The sequence below is a fragment of the Kaarinaea lacus genome (genome assembly GCF_975902315.1).
In genome coordinates, this window is sequence record NZ_CDLKIE010000478.1 from 1 (window position 1) to 26,836 (window position 26,836).

At 42.5% G+C, this 26,836-nt stretch carries 24 protein-coding genes and 1 pseudogene; 12 read left to right on the forward strand and 13 right to left on the reverse strand.

Features of this window, described 5'->3' with window-relative positions; genetic code table 11:
- Window positions 1-795: pseudogene (locus tag ACWVCM_RS14760) on the forward strand (polyphosphate:AMP phosphotransferase); the annotation flags it as partial.
- Between the two features lie 33 nt (window positions 796-828).
- On the forward strand, window positions 829-1,740 hold the full coding sequence (ppk2, locus tag ACWVCM_RS14765; RefSeq protein ID WP_455202528.1) for a polyphosphate kinase 2: 912 nt from the start codon (window positions 829-831) through the stop codon (window positions 1,738-1,740).
- Between the two features lie 19 nt (window positions 1,741-1,759).
- On the opposite strand, the gene ACWVCM_RS14770 is transcribed toward ppk2, so the two are convergent.
- Together ACWVCM_RS14770 and ACWVCM_RS14775 are read right to left on the reverse strand one after the other, a co-directional pair.
- Window positions 1,760-3,313, reverse strand: coding sequence for an EAL domain-containing protein (locus tag ACWVCM_RS14770; RefSeq protein WP_455202529.1), 1,554 nt, complete (start codon window positions 3,311-3,313; stop codon window positions 1,760-1,762).
- 320 nt (window positions 3,314-3,633) lie between these two features.
- Complete coding sequence (locus ACWVCM_RS14775) at window positions 3,634-4,236, reverse strand: hypothetical protein (RefSeq protein WP_455202530.1); 603 nt, start codon at window positions 4,234-4,236, stop codon at window positions 3,634-3,636.
- A gap of 977 nt (window positions 4,237-5,213) precedes the next feature.
- On the opposite strand from ACWVCM_RS14775, the gene ACWVCM_RS14780 reads away from it, so the two are divergent.
- A complete protein-coding gene (locus ACWVCM_RS14780) occupies window positions 5,214-6,953 on the forward strand; it encodes a hypothetical protein (RefSeq protein ID WP_455202531.1) in 1,740 nt (579 codons plus the stop codon).
- Window positions 6,954-7,048: 95 nt separating this feature from the next.
- Here the strand turns inward: ACWVCM_RS14780 and ACWVCM_RS14785 are convergent, their stop codons facing one another.
- Window positions 7,049-8,029, reverse strand: coding sequence for an FHA domain-containing protein (locus tag ACWVCM_RS14785; RefSeq protein ID WP_455202532.1), 981 nt, complete (start codon window positions 8,027-8,029; stop codon window positions 7,049-7,051).
- A gap of 741 nt (window positions 8,030-8,770) precedes the next feature.
- Between ACWVCM_RS14785 and ACWVCM_RS14790 the strand changes: the two genes are divergently transcribed.
- From ACWVCM_RS14790 to ACWVCM_RS14805, 4 genes are all read left to right on the forward strand, one after another.
- Window positions 8,771-9,919: a DUF6515 family protein gene (locus ACWVCM_RS14790; RefSeq protein ID WP_455202533.1), complete on the forward strand. Its 1,149-nt coding sequence runs from the start codon at window positions 8,771-8,773 to the stop codon at window positions 9,917-9,919.
- A gap of 657 nt (window positions 9,920-10,576) precedes the next feature.
- A complete protein-coding gene (locus ACWVCM_RS14795) occupies window positions 10,577-12,733 on the forward strand; it encodes a putative bifunctional diguanylate cyclase/phosphodiesterase (RefSeq protein ID WP_455202534.1) in 2,157 nt (718 codons plus the stop codon).
- Between the two features lie 56 nt (window positions 12,734-12,789).
- Complete coding sequence (locus ACWVCM_RS14800; RefSeq protein WP_455202535.1) at window positions 12,790-13,128, forward strand: hypothetical protein; 339 nt, start codon at window positions 12,790-12,792, stop codon at window positions 13,126-13,128.
- Between the two features lie 449 nt (window positions 13,129-13,577).
- A complete protein-coding gene (locus ACWVCM_RS14805) occupies window positions 13,578-13,913 on the forward strand; it encodes a TusE/DsrC/DsvC family sulfur relay protein (RefSeq protein WP_455202536.1) in 336 nt (111 codons plus the stop codon).
- A gap of 171 nt (window positions 13,914-14,084) precedes the next feature.
- Here the strand turns inward: ACWVCM_RS14805 and fnr are convergent, their stop codons facing one another.
- The 4 genes from fnr to arfB all read right to left on the reverse strand — a co-directional run bounded on the left by fnr (window position 14,085) and on the right by arfB (window position 16,892).
- Window positions 14,085-14,825: a fumarate/nitrate reduction transcriptional regulator Fnr gene (gene fnr, locus ACWVCM_RS14810; RefSeq protein ID WP_455202537.1), complete on the reverse strand. Its 741-nt coding sequence runs from the start codon at window positions 14,823-14,825 to the stop codon at window positions 14,085-14,087.
- 181 nt (window positions 14,826-15,006) lie between these two features.
- On the reverse strand, window positions 15,007-15,645 hold the full coding sequence (locus ACWVCM_RS14815; RefSeq protein WP_455202538.1) for a thioredoxin family protein: 639 nt from the start codon (window positions 15,643-15,645) through the stop codon (window positions 15,007-15,009).
- Window positions 15,646-15,782: 137 nt separating this feature from the next.
- Entirely contained in the window at window positions 15,783-16,313 is a 531-nt protein-coding gene (locus ACWVCM_RS14820; protein WP_455202539.1) for a tyrosine-type recombinase/integrase, read from the reverse strand.
- Window positions 16,314-16,469: 156 nt separating this feature from the next.
- A complete protein-coding gene (arfB, locus tag ACWVCM_RS14825; protein ID WP_455202540.1) occupies window positions 16,470-16,892 on the reverse strand; it encodes an alternative ribosome rescue aminoacyl-tRNA hydrolase ArfB in 423 nt (140 codons plus the stop codon).
- Between the two features lie 301 nt (window positions 16,893-17,193).
- Between arfB and ACWVCM_RS14830 the strand changes: the two genes are divergently transcribed.
- Both ACWVCM_RS14830 and ACWVCM_RS14835 read left to right on the forward strand, forming a co-directional pair.
- The gene (locus ACWVCM_RS14830; RefSeq protein WP_455202541.1) at window positions 17,194-17,439 is read left to right on the forward strand and encodes a hypothetical protein; all 246 of its coding nucleotides are present in this window, start codon (window positions 17,194-17,196) and stop codon (window positions 17,437-17,439) included.
- A 113-nt stretch (window positions 17,440-17,552) separates the two neighbouring features.
- Entirely contained in the window at window positions 17,553-17,879 is a 327-nt protein-coding gene (locus tag ACWVCM_RS14835) for a hypothetical protein (RefSeq protein ID WP_455202542.1), read from the forward strand.
- Between the two features lie 35 nt (window positions 17,880-17,914).
- On the opposite strand, the gene ACWVCM_RS14840 is transcribed toward ACWVCM_RS14835, so the two are convergent.
- Window positions 17,915-18,811, reverse strand: coding sequence for a fumarylacetoacetate hydrolase family protein (locus ACWVCM_RS14840; RefSeq protein WP_455202543.1), 897 nt, complete (start codon window positions 18,809-18,811; stop codon window positions 17,915-17,917).
- A 356-nt stretch (window positions 18,812-19,167) separates the two neighbouring features.
- Between ACWVCM_RS14840 and ACWVCM_RS14845 the strand changes: the two genes are divergently transcribed.
- Window positions 19,168-19,530: a hypothetical protein gene (locus tag ACWVCM_RS14845; RefSeq protein WP_455202544.1), complete on the forward strand. Its 363-nt coding sequence runs from the start codon at window positions 19,168-19,170 to the stop codon at window positions 19,528-19,530.
- Between the two features lie 34 nt (window positions 19,531-19,564).
- On the opposite strand, the gene ACWVCM_RS14850 is transcribed toward ACWVCM_RS14845, so the two are convergent.
- Complete coding sequence (locus tag ACWVCM_RS14850) at window positions 19,565-20,491, reverse strand: hypothetical protein (protein ID WP_455202545.1); 927 nt, start codon at window positions 20,489-20,491, stop codon at window positions 19,565-19,567.
- Window positions 20,492-20,558: 67 nt separating this feature from the next.
- Entirely contained in the window at window positions 20,559-21,389 is an 831-nt protein-coding gene (locus ACWVCM_RS14855; RefSeq protein ID WP_455202546.1) for a hypothetical protein, read from the reverse strand.
- Between the two features lie 434 nt (window positions 21,390-21,823).
- Between ACWVCM_RS14855 and ACWVCM_RS14860 the strand changes: the two genes are divergently transcribed.
- Window positions 21,824-22,054: a hypothetical protein gene (locus tag ACWVCM_RS14860; protein ID WP_455202547.1), complete on the forward strand. Its 231-nt coding sequence runs from the start codon at window positions 21,824-21,826 to the stop codon at window positions 22,052-22,054.
- Window positions 22,055-22,109: 55 nt separating this feature from the next.
- Here the strand turns inward: ACWVCM_RS14860 and ACWVCM_RS14865 are convergent, their stop codons facing one another.
- Complete coding sequence (locus tag ACWVCM_RS14865) at window positions 22,110-23,009, reverse strand: tetratricopeptide repeat protein (RefSeq protein ID WP_455202548.1); 900 nt, start codon at window positions 23,007-23,009, stop codon at window positions 22,110-22,112.
- An 85-nt stretch (window positions 23,010-23,094) separates the two neighbouring features.
- The gene (locus ACWVCM_RS14870; RefSeq protein ID WP_455202549.1) at window positions 23,095-23,226 is read right to left on the reverse strand and encodes a hypothetical protein; all 132 of its coding nucleotides are present in this window, start codon (window positions 23,224-23,226) and stop codon (window positions 23,095-23,097) included.
- A 332-nt stretch (window positions 23,227-23,558) separates the two neighbouring features.
- On the opposite strand from ACWVCM_RS14870, the gene ACWVCM_RS14875 reads away from it, so the two are divergent.
- Window positions 23,559-25,199 carry an aryl-sulfate sulfotransferase gene (locus tag ACWVCM_RS14875; RefSeq protein ID WP_455202550.1) on the forward strand — a complete coding sequence of 547 codons (1,641 nt, stop codon included), beginning with the start codon at window positions 23,559-23,561 and terminating at the stop codon, window positions 25,197-25,199.
- Between the two features lie 31 nt (window positions 25,200-25,230).
- Here the strand turns inward: ACWVCM_RS14875 and ACWVCM_RS14880 are convergent.
- A partial coding sequence (locus ACWVCM_RS14880; protein ID WP_455202551.1) for a PKD domain-containing protein occupies window positions 25,231-26,836 on the reverse strand: 1,606 nt, incomplete at its 5' end.

Sequence of the window (26,836 nt, forward strand, 5' to 3'; positions counted from 1 at the left end):
CAGGACGATACCGCGCAACCTGCTACGCCACAAGATGACGTTGGTAATGCCTTACCCTCAACCACGCTATTATCAACATTAGATATGAACCTAACCCTGACTAAAACTGATTACAAAGCGAAACTCAAAAAGTACCAGGGAAAATTGAATTTACTGCACCGGGAAGCCATGGCCAAAGGCATCTCCAGCATTGTTGTTTTCGAAGGTCCCGATGCCGCCGGTAAAGGCGGCGCAATCCGCCGTCTGATTGCTGCGATCGATCCGCATAGTTACCAGGTGTTGCCTTTTGCCGCGCCTACCGACGAAGAACGTGCGCAGCATTATCTGTGGCGCTTTTGGCGACACCTGTCGCGCGCGGGTGATGTAACCGTATTCGACCGCAGCTGGTATGGGCGAGTACTGGTTGAACGCGTGGAAGGATTTGCCAGTGAAGCAGAATGGCGCCGTGCCTATGCAGAAATAAACGAGTTCGAAGAGCAGCTCATTGAGCATGGTATCGTGTTAGTCAAATTCTGGGTTCATATCGACAAGGATGAGCAATTGAACCGCTTCAAGGAACGTGAAGTCACACCGCACAAAACCTGGAAATTAACCGATGAAGACTGGCGTAATCGTGAAAAGTGGGATGTCTATGAATCTGCAGCTCATGACATGTTCCAGTACACCAGCACCCGTTACTCGCCCTGGGTATTGGTAGAAGGTAACAGCAAGTATTATGCACGTGTTAAGGTCGTGAAAACCATGTGTAATTATTTGGAAAAGGCCTTGAAAAAGATGAATAACAAAAAAAATTAAGATTCCGTTAACTTACTGTAGAGGTAGTTGAAAGTGGACAATATTGAAAATCCCGAAATGATTAACATTGATGGCAAAGCGGTTAATTTGCATGACTTCATTCAACAGCACCGAGAATTGAGCGAAGAAGCCGAAGCACTGCGAAAAATCGATGCCAAGGCAAACCGCAAGTTCAAAGAAGAAAAGTCACTGAAACCTTTTCAGGCTGAACTTATACGATTACAGAACTACCTCGAAGATGAACAACGACGCATGATTATCGTCTTCGAAGGACGAGATGCTGCCGGCAAAGGTGGAACTATTCGTCGAGTCACTCGCTATATGAATGAAAAACACTATCGCGTTGTTGCTCTAGGCAAACCCACCGAAGAACAACGGACTCAGTGGTACTATCAACGTTATGTGGCACAATTTCCCCATGCCGGTGAAATGGTGTTATTTGATCGCAGCTGGTATAACCGCGCCATGGTGGAAAGAGTATTTGGCTTTTGCTCCGAAAAAGAGTACCAGGATTTCATGCGTGGCGTTGTAGGATTCGAACGTGACCTGGTTCGCCAGGGAACCATCATTGTAAAACTTTATTTTAGCGTCACCAAAGAAGAACAGGCACGGCGATTTGAAAGTCGTAAGACTGACCCCCTGAAACAATGGAAACTGAGCGAGGTTGACCTGCAAGCCCAGGACCGTTGGGACCAATTTACCGATGTTAAGTACGAAATGCTTAAGCGTACCCATACCATTGACTCACCCTGGACCGTAGTCCGCTCCAATAACAAATTCCAGGCGCGTTTAAATGCGATTAAGGTAATATTAAAAGCCGCACCCTATGAAAGACTGAATAACGAACTTGATTATACTGTTGACAGTGACGTTGTGGTGTCAGGCTCACGTGAACTGGAGTTAATGGAAGAACAGCGTATTCGCAGTGGTAAATTTACGGGGTAGCCTCTGTCTGCCGTACTGGCTAAGCGAGATTTTTTCTTTTTGGCGTAAAGGGTAGCAATATATTGCTGAGCCCATTGCTTTGCATAATATACTCCCTGATATCTTCATCTGGTTTGGGTGGGCAAAAATAGTATCCCTGTAAATAGTGAACACCCATATCGCGCAAGATATCCGCGGTTTCCCTGTCTTCAACGCCTTCCGCCACCAGTTTCAGGTGCATGGCCTTACCCATATTGACGATGGTGTTTAACATCACCCTGCCCTTGTGAGTTTTTATGCGCTGCACAAATGACATGTCAATCTTGAGTTCCTTCACCGGCATTTCATGTAAACGTGACAGGGAGGAAAACCCGGTTCCAAAATCGTCAATCGATATAGTAAAACCAAGATACGATAATTGTTTCAAGGTTCGTTGTGCTTTTTCGGTATCCAGGGCGCTGGATTCCGTTATCTCAAATTTGATTCGGTGAGGGTCAATTTCCAGCTCGTCAATCAAATCAACGAGCGATGGAACAAAGGAGCGGGAGAACAACTGGCGATTAGAAATATTTACTGCCAGTTGTATTTGATCTTGCCAGGGACATGCTGCAAAATGCGAAGCCGCCTCTAAAAGTATCTGGCTACCCACTTCTTCTATTAATCCAAGATTTTCGGCCAGGGGAATAAACATTCCCGGGCTAACCCAGCCATTTTCATTATCATGCCAACGCGCCAGCGCTTCCACGCAAACCGTTTGGTGTGAACTGGCATCAACGATGGGTTGAAAATGAACCTGCAACAACTGGGTTTTTAGCGCTGCTGTAAATCTTGAAGTCAGGTCCGTATCGACAAATCCACGGCCACTTTCCTGCATTTGACTGAAAACCTGGTAGTTGTTACGCCCTTCTGCCTTGGAATGAAACAACGCTTTATCAGCCTGCATAAATAATTTTTCAGTTGTATCAGCGTCATCAGGATAAACCGCAATTCCAATACTTAATGTGGTATGCAGGTTTTGATTGGATTCCAGCCGTTCATTTACAGCCTGCATCAGCTTTTCAGCAACGACTTCAACATCATCAGAATTTTCCAGATCCGGCAGCAACACTACAAATTCATCACCACCCCAGCGTGCCAGGGTATCATAAGGACGCATTTTCATTTGCAGTGCCTGACTAACTTCAATTAACAGCTGGTCACCTGCCTTGTGTCCCTGGATATCATTTATTTGTTTAAAATTATCCAGGTCAAGAAATAACATAGCGACTTTTTTGTGATTGCGTTTGGCCTGGCTTATGGCAATCTCAACTCGGTCTTCCAGTAGAACGCGATTGGGCAAATTAGTTAATGCATCCTGTAAAGCCAGATCGCGAATCTCATCCATTTCACTGCGGAATCCAGCACGCTTTAAAATCTTTTCCATTAAACAAAAACGCGTTAAACCAGACTGAAAGAGGTTTACTGCGATAAAAAATAAAAAAGCGATCCAGAAGATTTTAAGATCAGGGCGCGCTAGCGCCACAGCGCCACAAATTATTAGAAACGCCCCGGCGATGGTACGAATAGTGGGCTCAATATATGGTTTTTCGTTCACTAAACAAACCTGTTCTGCTAAATCATTAATTTTGAGCTTATGAGCAAGCCTCCCTTACCCATAGTTATCGTCCGGTTGATAAAAAATCCAAGAATTATGGGGTATGCAGGCCACAAATTTATCACCATCACAGCCTGGCCCGATACGCCGATTATTCTATATTTATCAGCAAGATAGGAAGTATTAGTTTTAGAAAACTACTGAAAACGATGAATAGACGATCTATTTTATTGAATGCCTGGAAAATAGAATTCGGCGAAGCGTGGAATACGCTTCGCCGGTTCTATGAAAGTTTAAAGCAGGCAGAGATAGTTTACCTGTTAGTAGTCCTGATACGGTGCTGAAAGAACCAGTCTACCGGAATTGGCCATGACAACATTTACGTCGCGCGTGCCTGAAGTGACAGGAACATATTTCATGTTATTACCATCATAGACTTTCACGATACTGGTGATCATCTTCTTATAACTTAGCTTTTTTCCGAAATACGCCGGATCGGTGGTAATCAACATATATTTATGGTGAGGCTGAACAACGATTGGCATTGATGATGAGACTTCAACCTGACTTACCCGGTTCAGCGAAACATCACCTTTCACCGTATCAATTGCCTGATAATCATCATTAAGTAACAGCACGATGGGATTAAACACTCGCTTTCTATTAACAACCGTGGTCAATACCAGTTGCTGTTGTGATGCATATTTCGGCAATCGATACAAATAGATTGGCGCCAGGCCCTGGCCAACATTACGTAATGTTGGATCCATTGTTATTTCACCATGATGCCCGGCTTCTATTTCTATGACCGGTATATTATCGAAGTCGAGATTATTGATCTTAAAACGGGAAGCATTATCCGCGAATGACGCACTCACCCAACTACAAACCACTATTGCTGCTACAGCGATTAAGGTACGCAACGTTACGTCCTCCTCTGTAATCAGTTAACAAGCCTTTACCTGATGCAGCTTGTTAAGCCTATTTCTTAGTATGTTTTGTTGTAGGTCGAATTTACTGTTGCTACTTACAACATCCGTTACGCAACGATAAATTCCAATTACACTGAGTCAGTCCGTTGATGTGATTATTAGAATGCGTCAGATCATAGCACTAATTGTCATAAAAATGTAAGAAAATACTTACACTAGTTGCTAACTATTTTACTTAGCGAATCTGCTATTTTTTTAATCAAATACGACAGGTTTTGATCTAAAAACAAACAAGGGAAGAGTTAGATAATTGAATCAGCCGCGAGATTTAGAATGATTCGTTAACAATTGCTTAAGGTTTCTATTGATGTTTTCGTTATCTTCTTTTTTATCGAATAACAAATTCACGCCTATAACTTATAATACATTCATTGTGCATTGTGCTTTTAGACCAACTATTTTACTGAGTTAATTTTACAAACTTTGCATACTTCCAGGCGTTATCTATCACTGCAATTGATTACACTAGCAACCGCAAACAACTATGCAACCTATCTATGCGACAAACTATTACTGGTTAATCCAGGTAACTTGTTCTGGTCATCTATAATTTGTCATCTGTGGCTTAAATAGTAGATACATCTCTTCATAGCAGTCTTTCATACGACTCACCAATATCATTCCTGTTTATCGAACCAGGAAAATCACAAACAACCGGGCACCGCGACGCTGAAAAATAGCGGCAATTGAATAACCATTGAATATTTATCCACCGGGTGTTTATCTCTTTCAGATATAACGTTAAAAATGTTTCTTAACATGTTGAATTTTATTTGTTATTTTTATGTGCCCAGGTCACATTCGCAGAAACGATCAACAAATTGCAAATTTGGTCGTTAATACATGGGAGATATTCTAATTTCTATATGTAAAATCATTGGATTAGCTATTAGTTAAGGAATGAGTCATTGAGTTCACCCACTATCGTCGACAGGAAAACCCTGGCCTGGATCAAGGAAGGTGTCGATGAAACCTTAAAAAGCGTTCACCATGCCCCAGACGATTTTCTGGAAAATGTTGATGATACCTCCCCCATCGAGGCATGCATTGAGCCTTTACACCGTGTAAAAGGTGCGGTTGAAATGGTTGGCATCCAGGGTGCCGCGATGATCGCACTGGAGATGGAAAACGTAGCGCGCGCTGTTGTTGAAAATCGGGTGAAGCGAAAAACTGACGCTGCTGAAGTTCTTGCATCAGGCATGCTACAACTACCTGGTTATCTCGAAAGTCTCTATTACGGCCAACCGGACATTCCACTTATATTGTTGCCTTTACTAAATGACTTACGCGCCTGCCAGGACAAGGAACTGCTTACCGAAGGTGAATTCTTTTCTCCTGACTTATCGGTGACTGTACCACTACAGGCAGAAGGTGAATGTATTATCAATGGTGACCTGCCAACCGTTGCCAAAAAATTACGTCCAGGGTATCTCGCAGGATTGTTGGGATTTATTAAGGAACAACAAGTCCCCGAAAGCATTGAGAACCTGATTTTAGTACTGGATAACTTAAAAATAGCCAGCACAACCGATAAAGCTAAACAATTTTGGTGGATTGCGTTAGGAGTAGTCGAATCGCTCTATGAACAGGGAATAGAAAGTAGCGTTGCCATTAAAATTATTCTGGGTCGGGTCGACAGGCAAATCCAGCGTGTTATCGAGTCGGGCGAACAGATTTTAACAGAAGATCCTCCAGACAAAATTATCAAAAACCTTCTCTACTACATCGCACAGTCACAAACCTACAATGACCATGTGATGGAGCTTAAGAAATGTTTTGGGCTTGATTATCCTGACGACAGCGCGGTCGAAAAAGCCAGGGAAAATCTGTATGGCTTTAATGTTAACTTGATTGACAGCATTTCTGTTCAAGTGAAAGAAGAGTTAACATCCATAAAAGATTCACTGGATATCGCCATGCACGCCAGGGCCGGATCCACAGAAGGACTGGATGCTGTGCTTACCAGGTTTTCTACTGTGGCAGATGCCCTGGGTATGCTAGGAATGCATAAACCCAAAGACATGATTAGCGAACAAAAACAGTTTCTTGAACCCAAAATAGCTGAAGGCGCAACACTTAGCGATGAAGACCTCATGGGCATCGCAGCAGCCTTGTTACATGTGGAGTCATCATTGTCCGACCTCGGCTCAGCAATCGATAACGAAGACAACGACAGCTTTTTACCCGCTGCAGAATATGAAAACCTGCTAAAACTTGTCGCTCAAGAAGTCCTGAAAGACATGAAATTAATTAAAGAGTATGTACATGATTTCGCGGAAGATCACGAGAAACGGGACCTGCTGGATGGTGTACCGCAATTAATGACCAATATAACCGGAGCTATGCACGTCCTGCAGTTTGAGGAACAGGCAAATTTGGCCCAGGCGATCCATGATTATGTTACAAACGAACTGATAGAAAAGAACGAAGAAACCAGCGACCTAAGCATGGATATGCTGGCTGATGCGATCACCGGCCTGGAAAATTTCTTTCAGACTATTCTGGAAGAAAGTGTAACTCCCGAAATCGGCCTGGCAGTGGCTGCAGTGAGCATCTCTAAATTGGGTTACCCCCCCAATGACTCGCGCTCGTTTCAGGATTTCAGTGATCTGCCCACAGTAGACGATGTAGTACTAGCCGGGAATTGATTCCACTCCCGGTTTTATGCAAGTTTCACTATTTTGCCCATGCCTGTCACCAACAAATAGCTGTCTCACGTCAACCATTTAAACTACACAAAAAATTATTGCAGTTGGAAGTATATTGCGACAGCAACCAGCACAAATGTGATAACACCAAGAATGGAAGATAAACCACTTGATTTTTTTGAGCGTTTAGATTTATTTCTACCCATTATTATTAACTGCTCAACAACTTCTTCTGAAGAAATAAAAGGTTGCTTGGAATGCAACACGGGGGTAGCTGAAGGTTTAGCGGGTACTGGTTGTACACTTTCGCTAACCAACGCATCATTTTGATAACTCGGTTCTACATATTTCTGCTGATCTACTTCTGCAGCAGCAAATAACTCTTCTTCCGGTTCGCGATCACTTACAACCTGTTGTACTTCGCTTGCAGGAGACGCTACTTCAATATAGGGACGCGTTTCTATATAATGCTCCTGAGCATTGTCAACCTGATTAACTTTTTCAGCCACTGGAATTTTTTCGTGTCGTGAAGCTGGTTTTGCAAACTTATCAACATCAATATCGATATCTAAAGTATGCTGCCTGGCAGGAGTGGAAGTATTATCTACTACGACACGTAACGCTGGATTAGATTGACCTAAATCGGAATAATTAATCGTATCTCTAAAATCAGTAAACGCTTTATCAGATGCGACAGGCGCTTGACGTGTATGTGAAGAACCCAAACCTGCCATTGAGTTTGCTAAATGGGTGTCATAGACGTTTTCTTCTTCGCTTGACTGGTTGGCCTCACTTTGTTGAAACAATATTTCATGGTTGCCAACGGAAATAACATCACCCGCATGTAATGCTTGAACTACCACCGGTTTGCCATTTACAAAAACACCATTGGTGCTTCCCAGGTCCTGAATATAACTGGTAGACATTACTGTAACGATTTTCGCGTGATGACTGCTAACAGTAGCATCGTTCAGGAGTATTTGGTTGTCTTTTGCACGCCCAATGCAAACAGAACCATGTTCAAGTTCTATTTCCTGTAACTCAAATCCACTTTTACTAATGAGTAGTTTACCCATAACGCTTAACCCTTAGGTATGCCATTACAATAACAACTTAATCAATTGAAAAACCAGGATCCGTTGAAAAACAAAGAACTTCCCGGCATGACAATGTTTCCACGAGTGCTTGACTGCCGGTATAACTGAAACTGCCTAACTGCAATTTGATCAGTCGTTAATTTTTTTTAATCCCCTATAGAACAGATTTTAACGCTTTCTTAAGTAGCAATGCCACCTGTAAAATACTACTTTATTGCAGGATTTTGACTACTTCCAGGCTGTAAATTGGCTTTTCTGATCAAAATTTTAGCAATTCTTTGGCATCAACTATGTAGTCTACCAACGTAATCCATGAATAAGGCCGCATTAGCGCTTAACAAACGATGCACAATGTACCTATCAACGATTCAGAATATAATGCGTTGACCATAGATTAATTCAATGTCAATTCTATAAATAAAGTCTCTTATTACCCAACAAACTATAGAACCGACCTATAGAACCGACTGTAATCCCTGATTAACCCTCTTTTCAGCGACTTAGCCAAGCTCAATTGGTTTTTGCATTAAGAATAGTTTGGCTGTCGCTTTAACGACGGATTATCCATCCTGATCCGTTATACCTATTAAATACAGATCAAAAAATAAAAGATCTAGAACACTTGTACTGTTGACCTGCAGTGTTCTCTTATTGGCTCTCAGTGCTATGTGTTTATTCCTTTGCGCTTCTGAAATTAATTAGAGACCGGGAAACAATATAATGATAACAAATCGACAAAAAATTTTTGTTAAGTTCATCACACTATTATTAACCTTCTGCCTGGCTGCTGTGATCAGGCCCATAGTTGTCTTAGCATCGTCTTCAGAATCAAAGTTACAGGAGCCGCCTCAGCTATTTAATAAATATCGAGATCACTCAAAAAAAGTATCGCCAAGATTCAACCGGGAATTAAACAACAATCCTGACGATAAAAATGATCTATGGCAGCGCTGGCAAAACAAAAATGATCAACATACGATCGAACAACATAACTCGAAGCAAAAACAGGCTGGCAAGGATCGCAACCATGACAGGCCAGGCTCGAACAAAAAAGCCAGTCAAAAACAAAAAAAACAAACACCGAATTCTGCGAGCCACCAATATCATGACCGAAAAACCAAATCAGGTCGTCACGATGAAAGAAGGTTTAAAGACAGTAAGCATAATTCAGATATTAGACATCAACCGAAGATGTCCCATAGGACATATGAACGGCACACTAACAAATCTAAAAAACATGTTACCGTAAAGCATCGTCACAAACACAAGCCCAAACATCACCTGTATAAGCGACACAAGTACGTTTATTATCGTACTCCATGGTATAACACACGTTATCTCGCACCCATTCATTACCATTACCACCCAATCGGACACAGAGTAAGACATTTACCGAGTTTGCATATAAGCGTTCTATCCGGTGGATTTACCTACTTCTATCTTGGCGGAGTTTTCTACCAGTCATTTGGCACAGGGTATATTGTTGTTGGTGCGCCAATTGGCGTACTGGTACCAAGTTTGCCTGTTGGCTTTATTGAATTTTCCATTGGGCCTTCAAGTTATTACTATGTCAATGACACTTATTATGTGTGGGATATTCCTCGCCAAAGCTATTTAGTTGTCGAAAAACCTGTGGGGGCGGACGTGGCAATTGAAGAAGCAACCACTGGACGATTATTTGCTTACCCCAAGAAGGACCAGAGTGAAGAGCAACAAGCTAAAGACCGTTATGAGTGTCACCGATGGGCCGTCCATGAATCTGGTATCGATCCAACGCTGGAGGACGCAGAACTCAGCACAGTCGAAAAACTGGACTATCAACGCGCCCTGGGGGCATGTCTGGAGGGACGTGATTATGCAGTAAAGTAAACCAGATTCCCAACATCATCATACTGTCATTAAAACGCCAGTATGATTGACCCGGTCACAATCCCTTTTCTGCTCTTCGTACAAAGTAATACGCCTGCTTTGTGATGTTCCCGTTTTCTTCTAATCCAGATTGATACCTTCTTTTAATTTCCAGATAGTTGCTAATTGAAATCCTTAAACAATGTACTTATACATAAGGATTTAATGCTGTATACTGTTTAGCCGAAATAAATATATAGCACCAAGATCAATGACTATTCGTGTGTAATTAACCAATAAAATTCACCCTTGAAAACGAACATCTTAAATAGTCTAAAAAGCCGCTACATTCTTTTTGCGAGTCTCTTATCTGTTTTGGTTATTGTCGTTTCTTTTTTCGGATATAGGAACGTAAGCCTGACCACCCAGGAAACTACAAACAACATTGAGACACGGCGCCAGCTTCTAGACCACATTAATCATATTCGTATTAATGTTTTCGATGCTTATAAAGCGTTAGACGCTTTTTTACTGGACCCTACTCGAGAAGGAATAAGGCAAAGAACACACAATTCACTGAATACCGCAATCGAACGAAGCACGATCCTTAAAACACTCCCATGGACAGCCAAACAAAACCTGTCTTCTACTATAGAAGAATTAAGCACTTCTTTTAAAATGCTCGATAAGGAGATAGAAGACTTGATGCAGGTGCGAGTGGATCCCACTCGTCAATATCCTTCACTGGGTTTGGGCGCATCCATGATGCAGCCAAACCGTAATAACCTGAATAATGCAATCGCTTTGGTGCTGGATGATCCGGTAACGAAAGACAAACTGATAAAACAACCCGAAATCTACAATAGTTTTATTAACCTGCGTCACCTGTGGTCTCAAACACTATCTAATTTCCGCATGTACCTGGCCAACCGTGTTGGCTCCTTTAATGAAGAAGCATTACCTATTCAGGAAAAAGCCATTGAAACCATGTACCAGGAATTCGAAAGTTATTTTCAACGACTGCGCGAATATGACGATAGTGGGAAACTTTCATTTGAAGTCAGCGCAGCATTATCAGACATTCAAACCAGCGCTCAAGGCTGGTACGAAGGTTATTTGGCCGTTAAGGAAGTTCACAACTCTGGGGCGTGGCGCGCCGATGCAAAATTTATTAAGGAGACAATCGAACCGCGACTGCGCGAAATCGATGGTTTACTCGTTAAAATCGACCAGGAGATCGAAACTTCCGGGAATCGTGACTTACAGGCATTGGCAAAAGTAGCTAAATTGCAGACCACAATACTTCAAATTATTACCGCGTTTGGATTAGCCGCCATATTATTTACGATTCTTTCTCTACAGCGACTGGTCTTTCGACCTATCGACTCAGTCGCACGCGCGTTGAAAGCGGAAGCTTTCGGTAAAGAAGGTATTTTGCTTCCTACTGTCCGCACTAAAGAAACACAAAATCTGATAGACGCCTTTGCTGAAATGCGCAAGCAGGTGCATAGTCGTCAAATGGATCTGGAGCACCAGGCATTACATGATTCGTTAACTGACCTGCCAAATCGAACATTGCTGCATGACAGGATGGCACAGGCAATAAACGTTGCCAGACGTGATCACAAAAACCTGACATTGTTAATGATTGACCTGGATCGTTTTAAAGAAATTAATGACACTTTGGGACACCATGTTGGGGATAATGTCTTAAAAGAAGTCGGCCAGCGTTTTCTTACAACGTTACGCCAGATTGATACCGTTGCCCGTCTTGGTGGTGATGAATACGCAATATTATTACCTGACACCAATATCACTTCAGCTGAAGCAATCACTCACAAAATCACCCAGGCACTGGATAATGTTTTTGTTATCGACGAACTAAACCTGTTCATCAAGGCCAGCATAGGCCTGGCGGAATACCCCACGCACGGAAAAGATGCTACAACACTCATTCAACACGCAGATGTCGCTATGTACATTGCCAAGCGCGGTCAACTGGGATTCGCGGTATACAATCCTCAAGATGATGATTATAGCATTGGCCGCCTGGCGTTAATCAGTGATTTACGTGAAGCATTAAAGCAAGACCAGCTTAAGTTATATTATCAACCAAAAATTGACCTTGAAACAGGTTCAATAGATGGTGCGGAAGCTTTGTTGCGCTGGGAACACCAGAAGTATGGCGCTATACCTCCAGACCAGATAATTACTCTTGCGGAACAAACCGGCCTGATAGACGATGTGACAAAATGGGTCTTTAATGAAGCGGTGCAACAAATCGCATACTGGCAAAAACAAAACAGGGCTGTAAATGTATCTATTAACCTGTCTATGTATAATCTTAAAAATCCGGAATTGATACCATTTATCCAGTCACTATTTGATAATTCCAGTGTAGAGCCCGAGTATATCACCCTGGAAATTACCGAGAGCGCCATGATGGCAAATCCCAAACGTTCTCTAAAAACTCTGCTGGATATCAGTTCAATGGGAATCAGCTTGTCAATTGATGATTTTGGTACTGGTTTTTCCTCATTGGCGTATCTGAAAAAGCTGCCCGTAAATGAATTAAAAATTGATAAGTCCTTTGTGATGGATATCATTCATGATGAAAATGACTTTACAATTGTCAAATCAACGATAGATCTTGCTCATAATCTTGGCATTACTGTCATTGCTGAAGGTGTAGAACAGGAAGAGGTCTACAACATATTAAAAGCATTGAATTGTGATGCTGTCCAGGGTTTCTTCATCAGCCACCCCCTTGAGCCAAAGCAACTTGAAGAATTTATGCATGCCGAACAATTTTACTTAACCAAACAAACAGTGTGATGTAAATAAATCCAACATGGGGAACACTCACCAATATTTCTGGTACAGGCAGGTATATGGAAATTGAAGGACCACTGAGCATTTCAGTACAAGATGACGAAACCTCAATGAAAAGGGAATTACACCTCTCTTTTAAACCAGATTTTATTCAGGAAAAATTATTTGAACGCACGGAAGCGTTTCAAAAATACGTCGATCTCCTTAACCACAATCTCCAGAAACTGGAAAAGGATAATTCTGATCGATTGGGCATGGAGACGATATTACAGATTTGTGAAAACCTGTCGGAATACATTACCAGGGACGAGATCAACCTGAACAAAACTATTGTGATTGAAATTAATTCAGCTATTGATATTACCAACCTCATAACAGGTCCTGGCTCTATTAACTGACACTTCTTTCAAGGCATTATCGGTGCGGTATTATTTAGGGAGGCATTAGCCCTATAGAAGATACATCTAGCCTGTAAATTCGAAATTAACGGATTAGCGATATTTAGCCCAAAAATGCGGGACTGCTCTTCGATGGTAAAGATAACGGATTGGCTTTTCAAATCGTAGCAGACAAAGAATTTCATCTTTCGACAAATGAGCAAAATTTTTCGGTTTTGCTCTGTTGCCAAATATGTTTAAAAAACACTCACAAGCTGAATGGTAAGAAAATGTACCGCCAACTCTCTGTTATATTTAGCAATTTCAAGCATATCTTTGTCCAGCCAACCCATGAAAAGCCCCATGTCCCCTACCCAAAATAGGTGTATTTTTCCCTGCTTCTTCTGCTATAATTCCCGATAAATTTACTCAAGTATTACACTATCCCTAACCCCGAGGAGTTTTAGCACATGCAAGCAGAAGTTAACGGTAAAATCATTCAACTGAGTGAAGCTGGCTGGTTGGAAAACCTGGATGAATGGAGCGAAGATTTAGCAGTTGAGATCGCCAAGAACGAAAAGATACCTGAACTTACCCAGGAACACTGGGACATTATCAATACCGCGCGCGAGCATTTTATTGAAAATGGCATAGTCGCCGAACCGCGCGCATTTTCAAAGATTATGAAGAAAAAATTTGGCGCTGATCGCAGCGATCAGAAATATATTTATTCGTTGTTTCCCACTGGATTAATCAAGTGCGCGAATAAAGTTGCGGGTTTGCCGCGACCTAAGGGCTGCAGTTAATTCACAAGCGATTACCAGTCATAGATAATCATTGGTTTTGTTAACTGATTTGTAATTTGTATTAGTTAATTGTCTCTCTCGTATCAACCCTCTTTCTCAATGGAAGAGGGTTTTTTATTTAACACAACCGTCTCGAAGAGGATTTGAAAAGTATTGGAAGGTTTCGTCTAATTAATTCAGGCTGACTTCTTTCTCATCTTCGTATTTCCCATCAAAGTTGGTAATTGATTTGAGAAACTGCGAATTGCTGATGATGACATGTTTTCGTGACACCGTGATAACGCCCATCTCCTGGAAATGGCTAAACTGTCGGCTTACCGTCTCAACGGCCAGTCCCAGGTAGTTACCTATATCTGACCTTGTCATCGGAAGATGGAATTCGCTCGCGGAAAAGCCCCTTTTACGAAACCGTTCAGAAATATTCAACAGGAAAGCCGCGACCCTTTGCTCGGCATTCATCTTGCCCAACTGTAACAATAGCTGTTGATCCGTTAATAGCTCCTTGCTCATAAGCTTGTGAACCTGGTGTTGCAGTCCTTTTATCTTACCCATAATATTTTCGAGTTTTGAAAAAGGAAGCTCACAAACGCTGGTCATTTCCATGGTTTCTGCGGTACAAAAATAATTACCATCGCTCACTCCATCCAGGCCTACCAGTTCGCCCGGTAGATGAAAGCCGATAATTTGTTGTTGACCGGAACTTGTGGTTGTATAAGTTTTTAATGAACCGCTGCGAACTATAAAGAGATAGTGAAATGTGTCACCAGGCAGGTAAAGGCGTTGCGCTCTTTGCATTGGCCGAGGTTGCTTGACAATTTCCTCAAGCATTTTGATCTCACTGGCCACCAGCCCCTGGGGTAAACACAGGTTTCGTAACCGGCAATCACTGCACAGGACTTTGACTGGCTCCATTCACTATATCCTTGTTTATTGTGTTGTTATTGGTTACCGCGATGACTAGCAACATTATTCCTATTATAGTCTTGATTGGCAATCAATTAATTTGGCTGGCAAATTAGTCCGTTTAATATTAAACCGCGATTTATTCAGGGGGTATTAATTAAATAGCATCCTGCCAGATATTGCCTACACGCTAATGTCCAGGCTCATTTAAGATATCATTGGCTATTTCATTGACTTCACGATCAGAATCACTTGCCAGCTTTTGCAGAAATGGCAGTGCGGCGTCACTATGACTAAGCGACAGGTAATGGGCAACATCCGCCCTTATTTGTGGATTTTCATGTGTGCTCAATTCGCCCAGCTGTGCCACCATACCTTGCAATAATGAACTTCCTTCAAATTCCTCGAATACAGCACTCACACCAAGCTGAATTTTCATATCTTTTTCTTCATCTATCACCAGGTCAAGCAAGTGATTCATATATTCAGGCCTTTCGCGAATCAATTCGATAACACGGTTTAATTCACCTTCAACAAGCAGGTGTTTCAGGAAACGCGTTATGCCTTCTGGTTTACCAATCTGGGATATCCAGTTACGCAAGTCTGGTTCATGTTGTGCTCCCTGCAGCTCGACAGGCCCAAGTTTCAACCAGGGTACCGATTTAACATTATATTGGCTGGCTATATTCGGGTGGCGGGTGGCGTCTACGACTTCAAGTTGTTTAATCAATCCCTCTGCCAGAAACTTATCCAGAATCTTTTTGACGGCAGCACAATGTACGCACCCAGGCGCCGTGAGCAACAATGCTTTTAGAGGTAGATGGGACATGGCGATTCAATAAAATTGCCAGTTTAAAACTGGATTCGACGCTACTGTAACAAAATCGTCACAAACAATCATTTACGTTTCACAGGACACGCAATTGGCAGCCCGTAGCAGGCAGAACCCGTATTTGTAATCACCCGCTAGTGCGAACGGGAGCTGACAAAATTAAAACTGTTTGCAGGTTGAAGAACGTAGGGCTGCATTGTAGACGGCAATCCAGCCTGCTCTCCCGCCTGTTTCACCATTTTATGTATTACAGATGTACTGAGCGGATTTCTGCGTTCACTGATAAACACATACTCTGATTCTGGATACCTGCCTTCCATTTCTACCAGATAATCCACTTCCTGCTTTGTCAACGCATGAATTGTCTTCCGCCCGTTCTTCAGGCGCGAAACCAGCACATTGCCGGCCTCCAGATCAATGTGAATCCATTTCAAATTGATAAGTTCATCAATACGCAATCCATGACGGTGCGCCATAAGAATCAATGTCGCGTTACGAGTCCCGTGTTTCCCGTTCTGTTTCGCTGCTCTCACCAGCTGATCAATTTGCCGAGCGCTAAGTTGTGTTTTCGTTTCCGGCTGAATGGCTCGCCGTTTAATCCTGTTGGAGTACCGCCCGGTGAATGAGTGCTGGTCGATAGTGATAACGTTGTCGATACCGCGCATAAGTTACCTCCCCTGTGAAAAACAATTCCAGTAGTGGCCAACAAACCGTCAATTTAAAAATAGCAGATAAAACAGTAAAGTAAAGGACTATTCTAAGGTAAGGTATAAGGATTTCCAGCTAACCAGATCATTTTACATCAACGTGTTGATTATTTATCAGTCATTGTTAGACACAATTTTTCGACGCAATGATTTGGTTTCTCCTCGCTTGCGCTTTTGATCAAGCCGTTCCCTCTTAACTCGGTGGGGTATCTGTGTCGGTTTTCGTTGTTTACGCGTGGTAGTTGCGCTCTGTATCAGCGCCTGCAGCCGTGTCAGTGCCGCTTGTCGATTCTTATCCTGACTACGAAACTGTTGCGCTTTAATGATTACAACGCCGTCTTTACTAATACGGTGATCTGTCATTTTCAAAAGTCGTTGTTTATAAAAATCTGGCAACGTTGACGCCTGAATATCAAAGCGCAAGTGAATGGCGGTGGCAACCTTATTTACATTCTGCCCACCCGCACCCTGAGAGCGAATGGCAGTTATTTCTATTTCATTGTCAGGAATACTGACATTTCTTGAAATATAAAGCATTACTTTACTTAAAGTCCTTGATAAATTTAGTGCTCGCCATTGACAGGCATGGATTTAAAGCGATTATTTAACGATAGCTAACTATATTATTAACTCACTATACTTCAACAAGTTATACCCCGTGAATAGCCTTTACCGGAACGCCACTTCCTAACTACTAAAAACGTAGTACGTTACTACAGAAAATAGAGTGTACTGCTACATTTTCCGCAGTATTGGTATCCCATGCTCCAGCCTATGCTTTTACCCAATGATTGAACGCAGGCAGGCTTAAACAAAGTTTAACAAAGGAGGATGGACAATGAACACAAATACTGTGACACACAAACCAACAATTCTAATTCGAATTGAAAAAGCTTTGAGCGCTGATAGACGACAGCAAGTACAGGATACTGTCAGCGATCAACCCGGAGTACTGGATATCCAGAACAGTAAGCGCTTACCTCACGTAATACTCGTTGAATATGACGCACTTCGTATCTCAGCGCTGAAAATCTTACAGTCCGTACGCAATCAGGACAAATCTGCCTTCATGGTAGCTATGTAACGATAAGCGAGCGACAACTTTGATAATGGCATTGATGATAATGGGATTGATGAGAATATTTTTACTTAATCTCAATCAATCCCAGGCAAAATTAAAAATGTGGAGGATAGTATATGACTACTGCAACTAACTTTTCCAAACAGATGATTGGAATAATTTGCACTGCGGGTATGACAGTGATTAATCCAGGAAACGTCGCACAAGCACAGGAACAGGATAGTTTTTCACCCCGTGCTTATTGCATACAAACCGGCGGAACCATAAGCGAAACCAACGACCCCAACATCTACGTTTGTGTTTATCCCGCCAGGGGGAAAGGCCTGGTGATCAATACCGCCATTAGCCAAAGCTTGCCGGTAAATTTGCCTATAACACATTCCAGGCTGGCACAACTGACTAAAGAGGCATTCAATAAAAGCATCGTACCCGATACCTTATAGTCGTCGTATAATTACATTTGAAACGTAAAGGTTAGTTAAGCAACTGGATTTTCGAGGGTTCCGATAGGCTCTATTTTAATTGTAACAACATCGCCTTTATCCAGGAACTTTGGTGGCTTGAAACCCATTCCCACGCCTGATGGCGTGCCAGTGGCGAGAATGTCTCCTGGTTCCAGTGTCATCGTTGCGGAAATGGTTTCAATTAAGCTCGGGATATCAAAAATCATGTCCCGAACATAGCCATCCTGGCGCAGTTCATTATTGATATAAGTCTGTATGCGTAATTCGCCTACATCCTCTATATCATCACGGGTGACAATACACGGACCCATGGGACAAAAGCCATCCAGACTTTTCCCTAGAAACCATTGCTGGTGTTTTCGTTGCATCCGGCGCGAAGTCACATCATTGATAATGCTGTAACCAAAAACATGGCTCATTGCATTGTCTCTAGAAATACTCCGCCCTCCCCGGCCGATCACAACAGCGAGTTCACCTTCATAGTCCACCGACGCTGTTGTATCGAGCGAGGCAGGAATAGTCTCTTCTGGACCTATCACTGAAGTCGTTGCCTTGGTAAAGATAATCGGTGATTCTGGAATTGTTGTCTGGCTATCCTTCTCCGATGCAATTGTTGATTGAACTTCTTTGACGTGTTCCGGATAATTTTTTCCTACACACAATATATTACGAGGTGGTCGCGGTATCGGCGCCATTACTTTGAGTTTAGATAGCGGCAGTGCAGTATCGGTACTATTAAGAGTAAGAGCCTCAGCAACCTTCTCCCAGGCAGACTCGCCCTGTAAAATGTACATTAGCATATCCCGCGGCAATTCTGGTAAAAGTGTGGATAGATCTACCACTTTCTTTGTTTGCGGCTGCAGTACACCAATTCTGGTATTTCCTGATTCAGTAAATGTAAGCAAATGCATTGTGTCGAATAATCCTTTTTGATGACCACAATATCCAATAGTAAATGATTAGCAAGTTGCATTGTAGTAAAGCATGTTTGCTCTTATTTTGACCGCAAACACTACGTAGGAAAATTCTGATTTTTCCTCTGCCCTGATTTTCGGTCATTCAAAAGCGCGATATCCTCCTTTATATTCTGCTACTTACTGCTTTTGTTTAGTCGATTTAAAGATCTTGTCTGAAATAAGATGAAATGCTAGATTTACTTTAATATCTTGCAGTTCCTGCGTTTGTGTAAAACACGAATATTATCGATGCTGCAAGGAAGCGATGCTAGAAGGAAGTGATCCTGCATGGAAATAAGGTACCTGCTAAAATGAATCGCATCTTTTCTATAAAATTTATTGTTGTACTGCTCGGGGTATTTCTTGCTTCCTCGGCGCTGTCATACGCATTCCTGTCCAAACCGCAAAACGAAAATAACGATCTTTTAATTGATAAAGCCTTAGGATTGTCAATTGATGGTCGTTACAAAGAAGCATTTACGATTCTTAAGCCATTGGCGGATGATGATGTAACTCGGGCCCAGCTTTATCTTGCCGTTGCCTACTACCATGGCAATGGCGTATCGCGTGATATACCAAAAGCTTTAATGTTATTCCTGAAACTGCAGGATAAAAATTATGAACCGGGAATCGTAAATACCTATTTGAACCTGATTGGCTCCCTTCAACATTAAGTTGACTGCAACCGTATTCTTCTTCCAGTGTGTGCTATTGATATTTGTACTCGCCTGACAGTGTAACAGTTGTCCCAAGTGATGATAGTACAGTCGTACTTTGACTCGTTTTAACAATGTAAGGTTTACCCTGGTTTATAACGCCAAGCACTTTATCCGCACCCGTATTATTTGCAGTGCTAAACTCGACGTATGTCTGGTCATGTGTTGAATCCAGTAATTGACTCAGGTTATTCACCGTAACAACTTTTTCATAATCACTTATGCTCAGGCTTGCAAGTTTAGTAGCTCCTTCTTCGTCTTTTCTGACCCTGATCGTCACGTACATTGCATCAACCGTTTTCCAGGTTAAACCAAATACTTTCTCCCCTTCTATTTCACGAGGTCCAATACGTTGAATTTCAAATTGTCCGACTTTCACAGGAGCGGACTCGGATTTTTCCTGGGCAGATGTTGATGGACCAGTTTCAATATCTGACTGAGAAGTTTCCGGTTGTGGTGGTTCCGCTGCCGGTGCTGGTTCACTCAGTCGTATAAGTATATTTGCCCTGGTAACTTGTTCTCGCTTGTCAGTAACCTCGACCAGGATCGTATAATCTCCAGCTGCCTGCAATTTTTGATTAACATAGTTCTGGAAATCAAGTGTTACATCCTGGCTGTGCAATGGCTTTCGTTCAATACCAAACAGTTTAAAATGATTACGCTCCGGGGTAGAGGCTAAATCAACGTGATAGGATCGTTCTTTAATTTGTAATCCACCGACCCGGCCCGGGCTCTCAATTCGCAAACGGAGACTGCCAAACTGCCCAACACGACCTTCCTGGGCTAAAGCTATATCAAACCCTTGAGCAGTAATGGTCGGCGCCGGCGCACTGCTATCAGTGGATAGCTGATCACAGCCAGGCAACAGGCATGATGTAATAAACACCAAAATTGATAGCGCAGTGAAATTCTTAAGCATATACTATCCCTGTCGGTTCTTTTTATTACATTTTCCAGGAGCGCAAATCCAATCTCTGTCCTGATGACTAAACCAGTTCTACCTTACGCTTCTCGGTGCCGGTTGATTTGGTTTTAGCAGGCTGTTGTACTGAATCATCCTGACCTATCTCTTTCAGTTTATTGCGCAGTTGCCGTTGACGAAGCGCATCTTCAGTCGATAATTTATCAGGACTCAGTCTTAGCGTTTCTACAAACAGATCTTCCAGCTCACTCGGCATTCCTTCGATAGAAAGGCTGGCACGTTCACGAATCCCCTCAAAAATCCGGATCTTTTCATCCAGAAATTCAGTGGCATCAAATCCAAGTCCGGCTACGTAGTCACCATAACGCTGTAACTGGCTTTGCAAAGTATGGATATACTCGCCCAACAGGAACTCTGTAGCGACGATAAACGGCTTCGGTGGATTTTTTGCCAGGGTATTCAACGCATTGATAATATCAAACAGGCTATCGGAAAAACTTAACAGCAATTCACGATACTCCCGGTCAATACGTTCGGCTTCTTTTAGCTTTTCATCAAATCGAGCCACGCTTGACCACCACACTGACAGGATAAAACCGAGACTCACCGCAAACAAACTGGCTATAACAATCTTGGCAGCATAAATCGGACCCGCAAATACCTGCATGCTCTCGAACAGGAAAATGGAACCGATAAACAACGTGAAAAATACAAGCAATAACGCGAATAGCGGCGTTCTGATACGGCGCATTTTAATTCTGCTTCGTGCTTTGCGTATCCATGCGCCGTGTGAAAGTTCAGGTTTTGAATTTAACCGTGATCTGGTTAATACGTCGCTCGCCGTGGAATTTGCTTGCGCCTCTTTGGAAATTGAACTTTTGATGTATTCACTCATGGGCCTATCCCCGCAAGCTAATATGAAACGACTATGATAAAACTAACAAAATTACTACGTCTTGTTTCTACATCTGGCACAACTAATTCTTATAATAATCATATAAAACCTGCTGATAATTATATTGATTTGCATCAAAAAGCCAGAGTGGCAAGCAAGACACAGGTCAATAGAAACGGCTATATTTCACCTAAGCAAAGAAGGCTTAACTAAGCGTGTAGAAGTTGCGTATAGAGGTTGTACTTAGCACCAGAACGAGCGCAACAGTAAGGGGCAAACAGGAGAATACTTGTCAATTTTGGTGCAGATTAACTTAACAGAAATATGAAGAAATGTAGCTAAGTAATTGTAGATCAATGCAAACTATCTGATGGCATATATTATGCTCAGGATATTAACATAAGCGAACACGTTCTCATGCCAGGAGGCTAGACATGTTAAGTTATATTTACCGACAAATCCGCGATTTTGAAAATCAACACGGCATACTTCCCAACTTACTGTACATTAATGAACAACATGTTGAGCACTTGAAAAACAGTGTTGATGAGGAGTTCACACTACAAAATATTGCTGAGTTACTGCAACTCGAAGTAGTTATTCACCAGGAAGTATTGCATCCACATGTTGCCTGGACACAATCGGCGATAAGGATTGCCAGCTGATAACGCAGAAGTTTCGTCAACAAGCAGAAATAGAAAAACTTTTCCTGTTTGTCAACTAAGGGCAAATTTTGCTGACCGATAATTTCCGAATAGCACGGTTACTGGGTTGCAAATTGCTGTTGCCGGATTTAGCATACTGGGACTGACAATACGCCTGCTTAAACTCAATTTGATTTAAAGCCTCCACCGCCTGATAGTTACCATTTTTAGCCGCTTTCTCAAACCAGATCCTGGCCTTGTTCTGATCGGATTCCACACCTTTTCCGTAAAAGTAAGACATGCCAACATTGTACTGTGCATGGGGATTTTCCTGGCTTGCTGCTTTTAGAAACCATTGAAACGCGGTTTCGTCATTTTGTTTTACGCCGCTACCTTTGCTAAACATTAGCCCCAAATTACGTTGCGCAGCTGCATTGCCCTGTTCCGCTGATTTCTGATACCAATAAGTTGCCTGTTTTTCATCGTCATCGATACCTTTACCGTAATCATACATAGTACCAAGATTATTCTGCGCTTGTGCATGGCCTTGCTCTGCGGCTTGACGGTACCACCGCAGTGCATCCTGCATATTCATTGCTATTCCTTGTCCCCATTCATAAGCATAACCCAGGCTATTTTGTGCGGCTGCATAACCTTGCTGCGCGGCCTTTTGGTACCACACAACAGCTTCGTTATACAATTCCTGTTTATCCAGGACTCTCGCATACTGATACTGTATGCGAACATTAGAGGGTTGCCGGTTAATTTCCAGTGCACAGGCATCAAGGGCAGCAAGGGCGTCCAGATGATCCCAGGCCACACCCCTGCTTACTTTGCCTGGATCATCAGGATGTGCGGCCAGTATGTCACATTGAGTCACATCCAGTTCACCAGCAACGGCAATTGATGCGAAAGTAAATGTAGTAAAACAAATTAAACAGAATAATAACTGGAGCTGTTGGTTACCAGGCTGCATACGACACTACCTCAGACACGGCACTAATGATTTACGTCAAGAAGCAGGTTGGCGTCAGATGAGCAATTTACTCGTCTAGCGAAGGTCACTCAGAGATTGTGTTTTGCTGCGGACAGGCTAAACAACTAACCACATCAGCAGCAGAAGATGACTGGGAATAAACTGCCAGAAACACAAAAGACAGGAATAAAAGCTCAACGACTGAAATACGACTCATATACACCCGCTCTGATATAGAGCGCCTACTTCTTTAATTACTACAGCTTTTATACTATCATGATTAATTTTTAATCACATAGTTTTTATTTGTCAGAAAAACAACAGCTTACAATCCAACGCGCAGGCTAAAGACAATACCTATGTCTTTGTGGCAATATCAGGACAAAACAGGATCCGGGATTTCGAAAACTAATTTGGGGTGTACTGTTAGCGCTTTTAATTAAAAGGATTTAACGGTTACGTTTCAAGTTTGCTTGGTTCGTAGTCGAGCCACTACAAGTACAATAATTAAAGTGAGCAAATAATATAACGAGGGGCAACGCATAGATCATGCGGTTTCTATTTCGCAAGTTTAAGACACGACCGGCTACCTTACTCAAGCGACTTACACACCTGATCCTGTATGCATCCATTCTCGGATGCGTGAATGCTGGTATCGCTAATACGTCGCCGCCACAGTTTGTTTCTCCACCTGAAATTGAAATGGATCCCAATTTAAGCACACCACTGGCCGGCTTACTGCGCTTCAGTACCAATTTACCCAGCAAGGTACTTCTTGATATAAGTACTGGCAGTAAAAGCTGGACTATAAAGTTTGATGAATTCAAAACGGACCATTCATACACCGTTCTGGGATTTCGCCCTGATAAAACTCATGCTATTAAGGTTCATATCATTAACCGCAACGGTCAACGTACCACCTTCAAGCAGCCTCTGACTGTAATAACGGATCCCTTGCCCGATGGATTCCCCACATTTGTGACAATTAAAAGTCAGCCCCACTTAATGGAACCCGGATACACACTGTTAGACGTAATACCTGAAGGCGAAAATTCTGAATTTGGTGCACTAATTGTCATCGTTGATGAAAACGGGGATGTGGTCTGGTATCAGGTTGGCACCAGATACACGAATGTGCGACAAACCGACGATGGTAACCTTATGTTCCTGCAGGGTGCACTGTTTGTTGAAATGGATATGCTCGGCAATACAGTGCGGGAGTGGAAAGCCATGGGTAAATCCAGTAATGAAATTAATGAGATCGCTGTCGCTACCCGTTCATTTCACCACGAAGCATTTCCAATGGATAATGGAAATTTTCTTGTCCTCAGCATTGAGGTACGACGCTTTGATAATTATCCAACGAGCGCCTGGAAACCCGGATCTCCCACTGAATCAATTATGGTGGCAGGTGACCTTATTATTGAATTCAGGCCTGACGGAACGATCGTCAATGAATGGTCCTTGCTGGAATTACTTGACCCGTATCGCGTAAGTTATGATTCACTGGGGAAATACTGGGATTCGTTTTTTGGTACCAAAACACGGGACTGGGCACATGCTAATTCTGTCATTCATAGCCCCATAGATGATTCAATCATTGTTTCAATTCGTCACCAGGATGCCGTCGTAAAATTCAGCCGAAAAACGGGTGAATTAATCTGGATTCTGGGTACTCACGATAACTGGGATAATAGTAAATTTGGCAAGTATTTATTGCACCCCGTTAATGACCAGAAGTTTTTCTTTCCCTATCACCAACATTCTCCGATGATTCTGCCAAACGGTAACATCCTGCTCTACGACAATGGTAACTACCGAGCCAGTCCATTCCGGAAAATAGTACCGGTAGCTAATAATTTCAGCAGGGCGGTTGAATACAGCATCGATGAAGAAAACATGACGGCGGAACTGGTGTGGGAATATGGCCAATTTACTGAAAACACCATTTTTTCCGGTGCTCTGGGTGATGCAAACTATTTACCGAAAACTGGCAACGTACTAATCACTCATGGCAATATATATGAGAAAAAATCTGGTAAAAAACTGTCTGCACAGATCGTGGAAGTAACGCATACCACGCCACCCACTGAAGTATTTAATATGGTAATTTTCGATGACACCCCAGATCCTGAAAATGGCTGGCGAGTTTATCGCAGCGAACGAATTAGCAGTCTATATCCTGAGTAAAGTTGAATCATGCAGCGGGAGGCCAAAACAGTTAGCCCCTCTCTTTATCACCGTCATCCGCTTCATGCTTGTGAGAATAATTTTTGTCACGCCGGTCTTCATAATCATGATGTTTATGATGCGATAACTTGCCACCTGAAGCACGGTAGACATATACATCCTTCAGAGCCGGCCTGTTGCTGTAGTGATCCTTATGTTTAACATATTCACCATGATGGTTCTTTTTACATCTCTCATGCCCAAGGTGGACAAGTTGTATGGTTTCACTGGAAACCTGGTTACCCAATCTCAACTCAATGTTGACAGGCTCACTAGCGTTAATATTAGCCAGGCCGGTCTTATGCTTCGAAAGCTTAATAAATCCCCTGTCCAGATTTAATTTGACATAAATATTTTTCTCGCGATAAACGAGTTTATTATCTTCTTCATCAGGATAAAATGCACTTAGCGGTTGCTCAACCAGTATAACCTGGTCTACCGATACTCGTATAATATCATCAGGCAGTACTTGAAATGATGACTTGTCAAATCGTGCCTTGATCTGAATTTTATCGCTAAATTGTTTTCGATGGTTTATTTCTAACCTTGCGCTTCTGGTAACAAAATCAAAAGTCGGACCTACGGCAATTTGCACAAAATCTTGCACCTCGAAGTTGCCATCACTCACTGTTAGCGATACTTCATAGATCCCCTCGTGCATATATTCGTTCACTGGATTGGCTTCAGAAGAACCGGAACCATCTCCAAAATCCCATAAATAACTTAAATTATCGCCATCTGCATCAGTGGCATTTGCTGAAAAATGTACTGTTAAGGGAACCGTTCCGCTACTCGGACTTGCAGTTGCCTGTATTACAGGTGGAACATTTTGCGCTATGACACTAATAACAACTGCCGCCTGATCGGTTTGTCCAAAATCGTCGGTAACCGTAAGTATTACCCTATATTCGCCAGGCTGGTTGAATACATGTGTATCTGATGCCTGGCTACTGAAATTTTGCAAACTTTCAGGATCAGCAAAGTCCCAACGATATAACAACTGCGCATTTTCAGGATCAATACTGTTACCACCATTAAAATTAACCATCAATGGAGCATCGCCACTGATCACCGACGCCTCAATTATTGCTTGTGGTGAACGGTTTTCAACAACAGTTACCAGAATTTCGTCAGCAACACTGTCAATCTCCCCATCATTCACGGTAAGCGACACGCTATATTCTCCAATCATGTCCGGTGTAAACTGGGCGCTCACTGTGTCAGCCTGCTCTATTTGTGCCACGCTGCCTGCAGGAGCCGACTCTATACTCCATACATATGATAGTTGTGGAATTGGGTCATCCGGGTCGCTGGACCTGGAACCATCAAGCGCCAATGTTTCACCTAAGAATATTTCAGCGTCATCACCAGCGTCGGCTATTGGTTGTCGGTTTGGTTGAATAAAAATATGGGTAAAGATATCCCAGGAATCATTATTATCTTCAGTTACAAAATTGCTGGCGCCCGAACCGAACACGACATAGTGTCCACCTGCGCTTATTGCAGGGACAAAGCCACTGGCATTACCCTGGCTGCCATTGCCACCAATACTGGCTATAGACGTCAACTGCAGTTCACGATCATGTACAAAGACATCC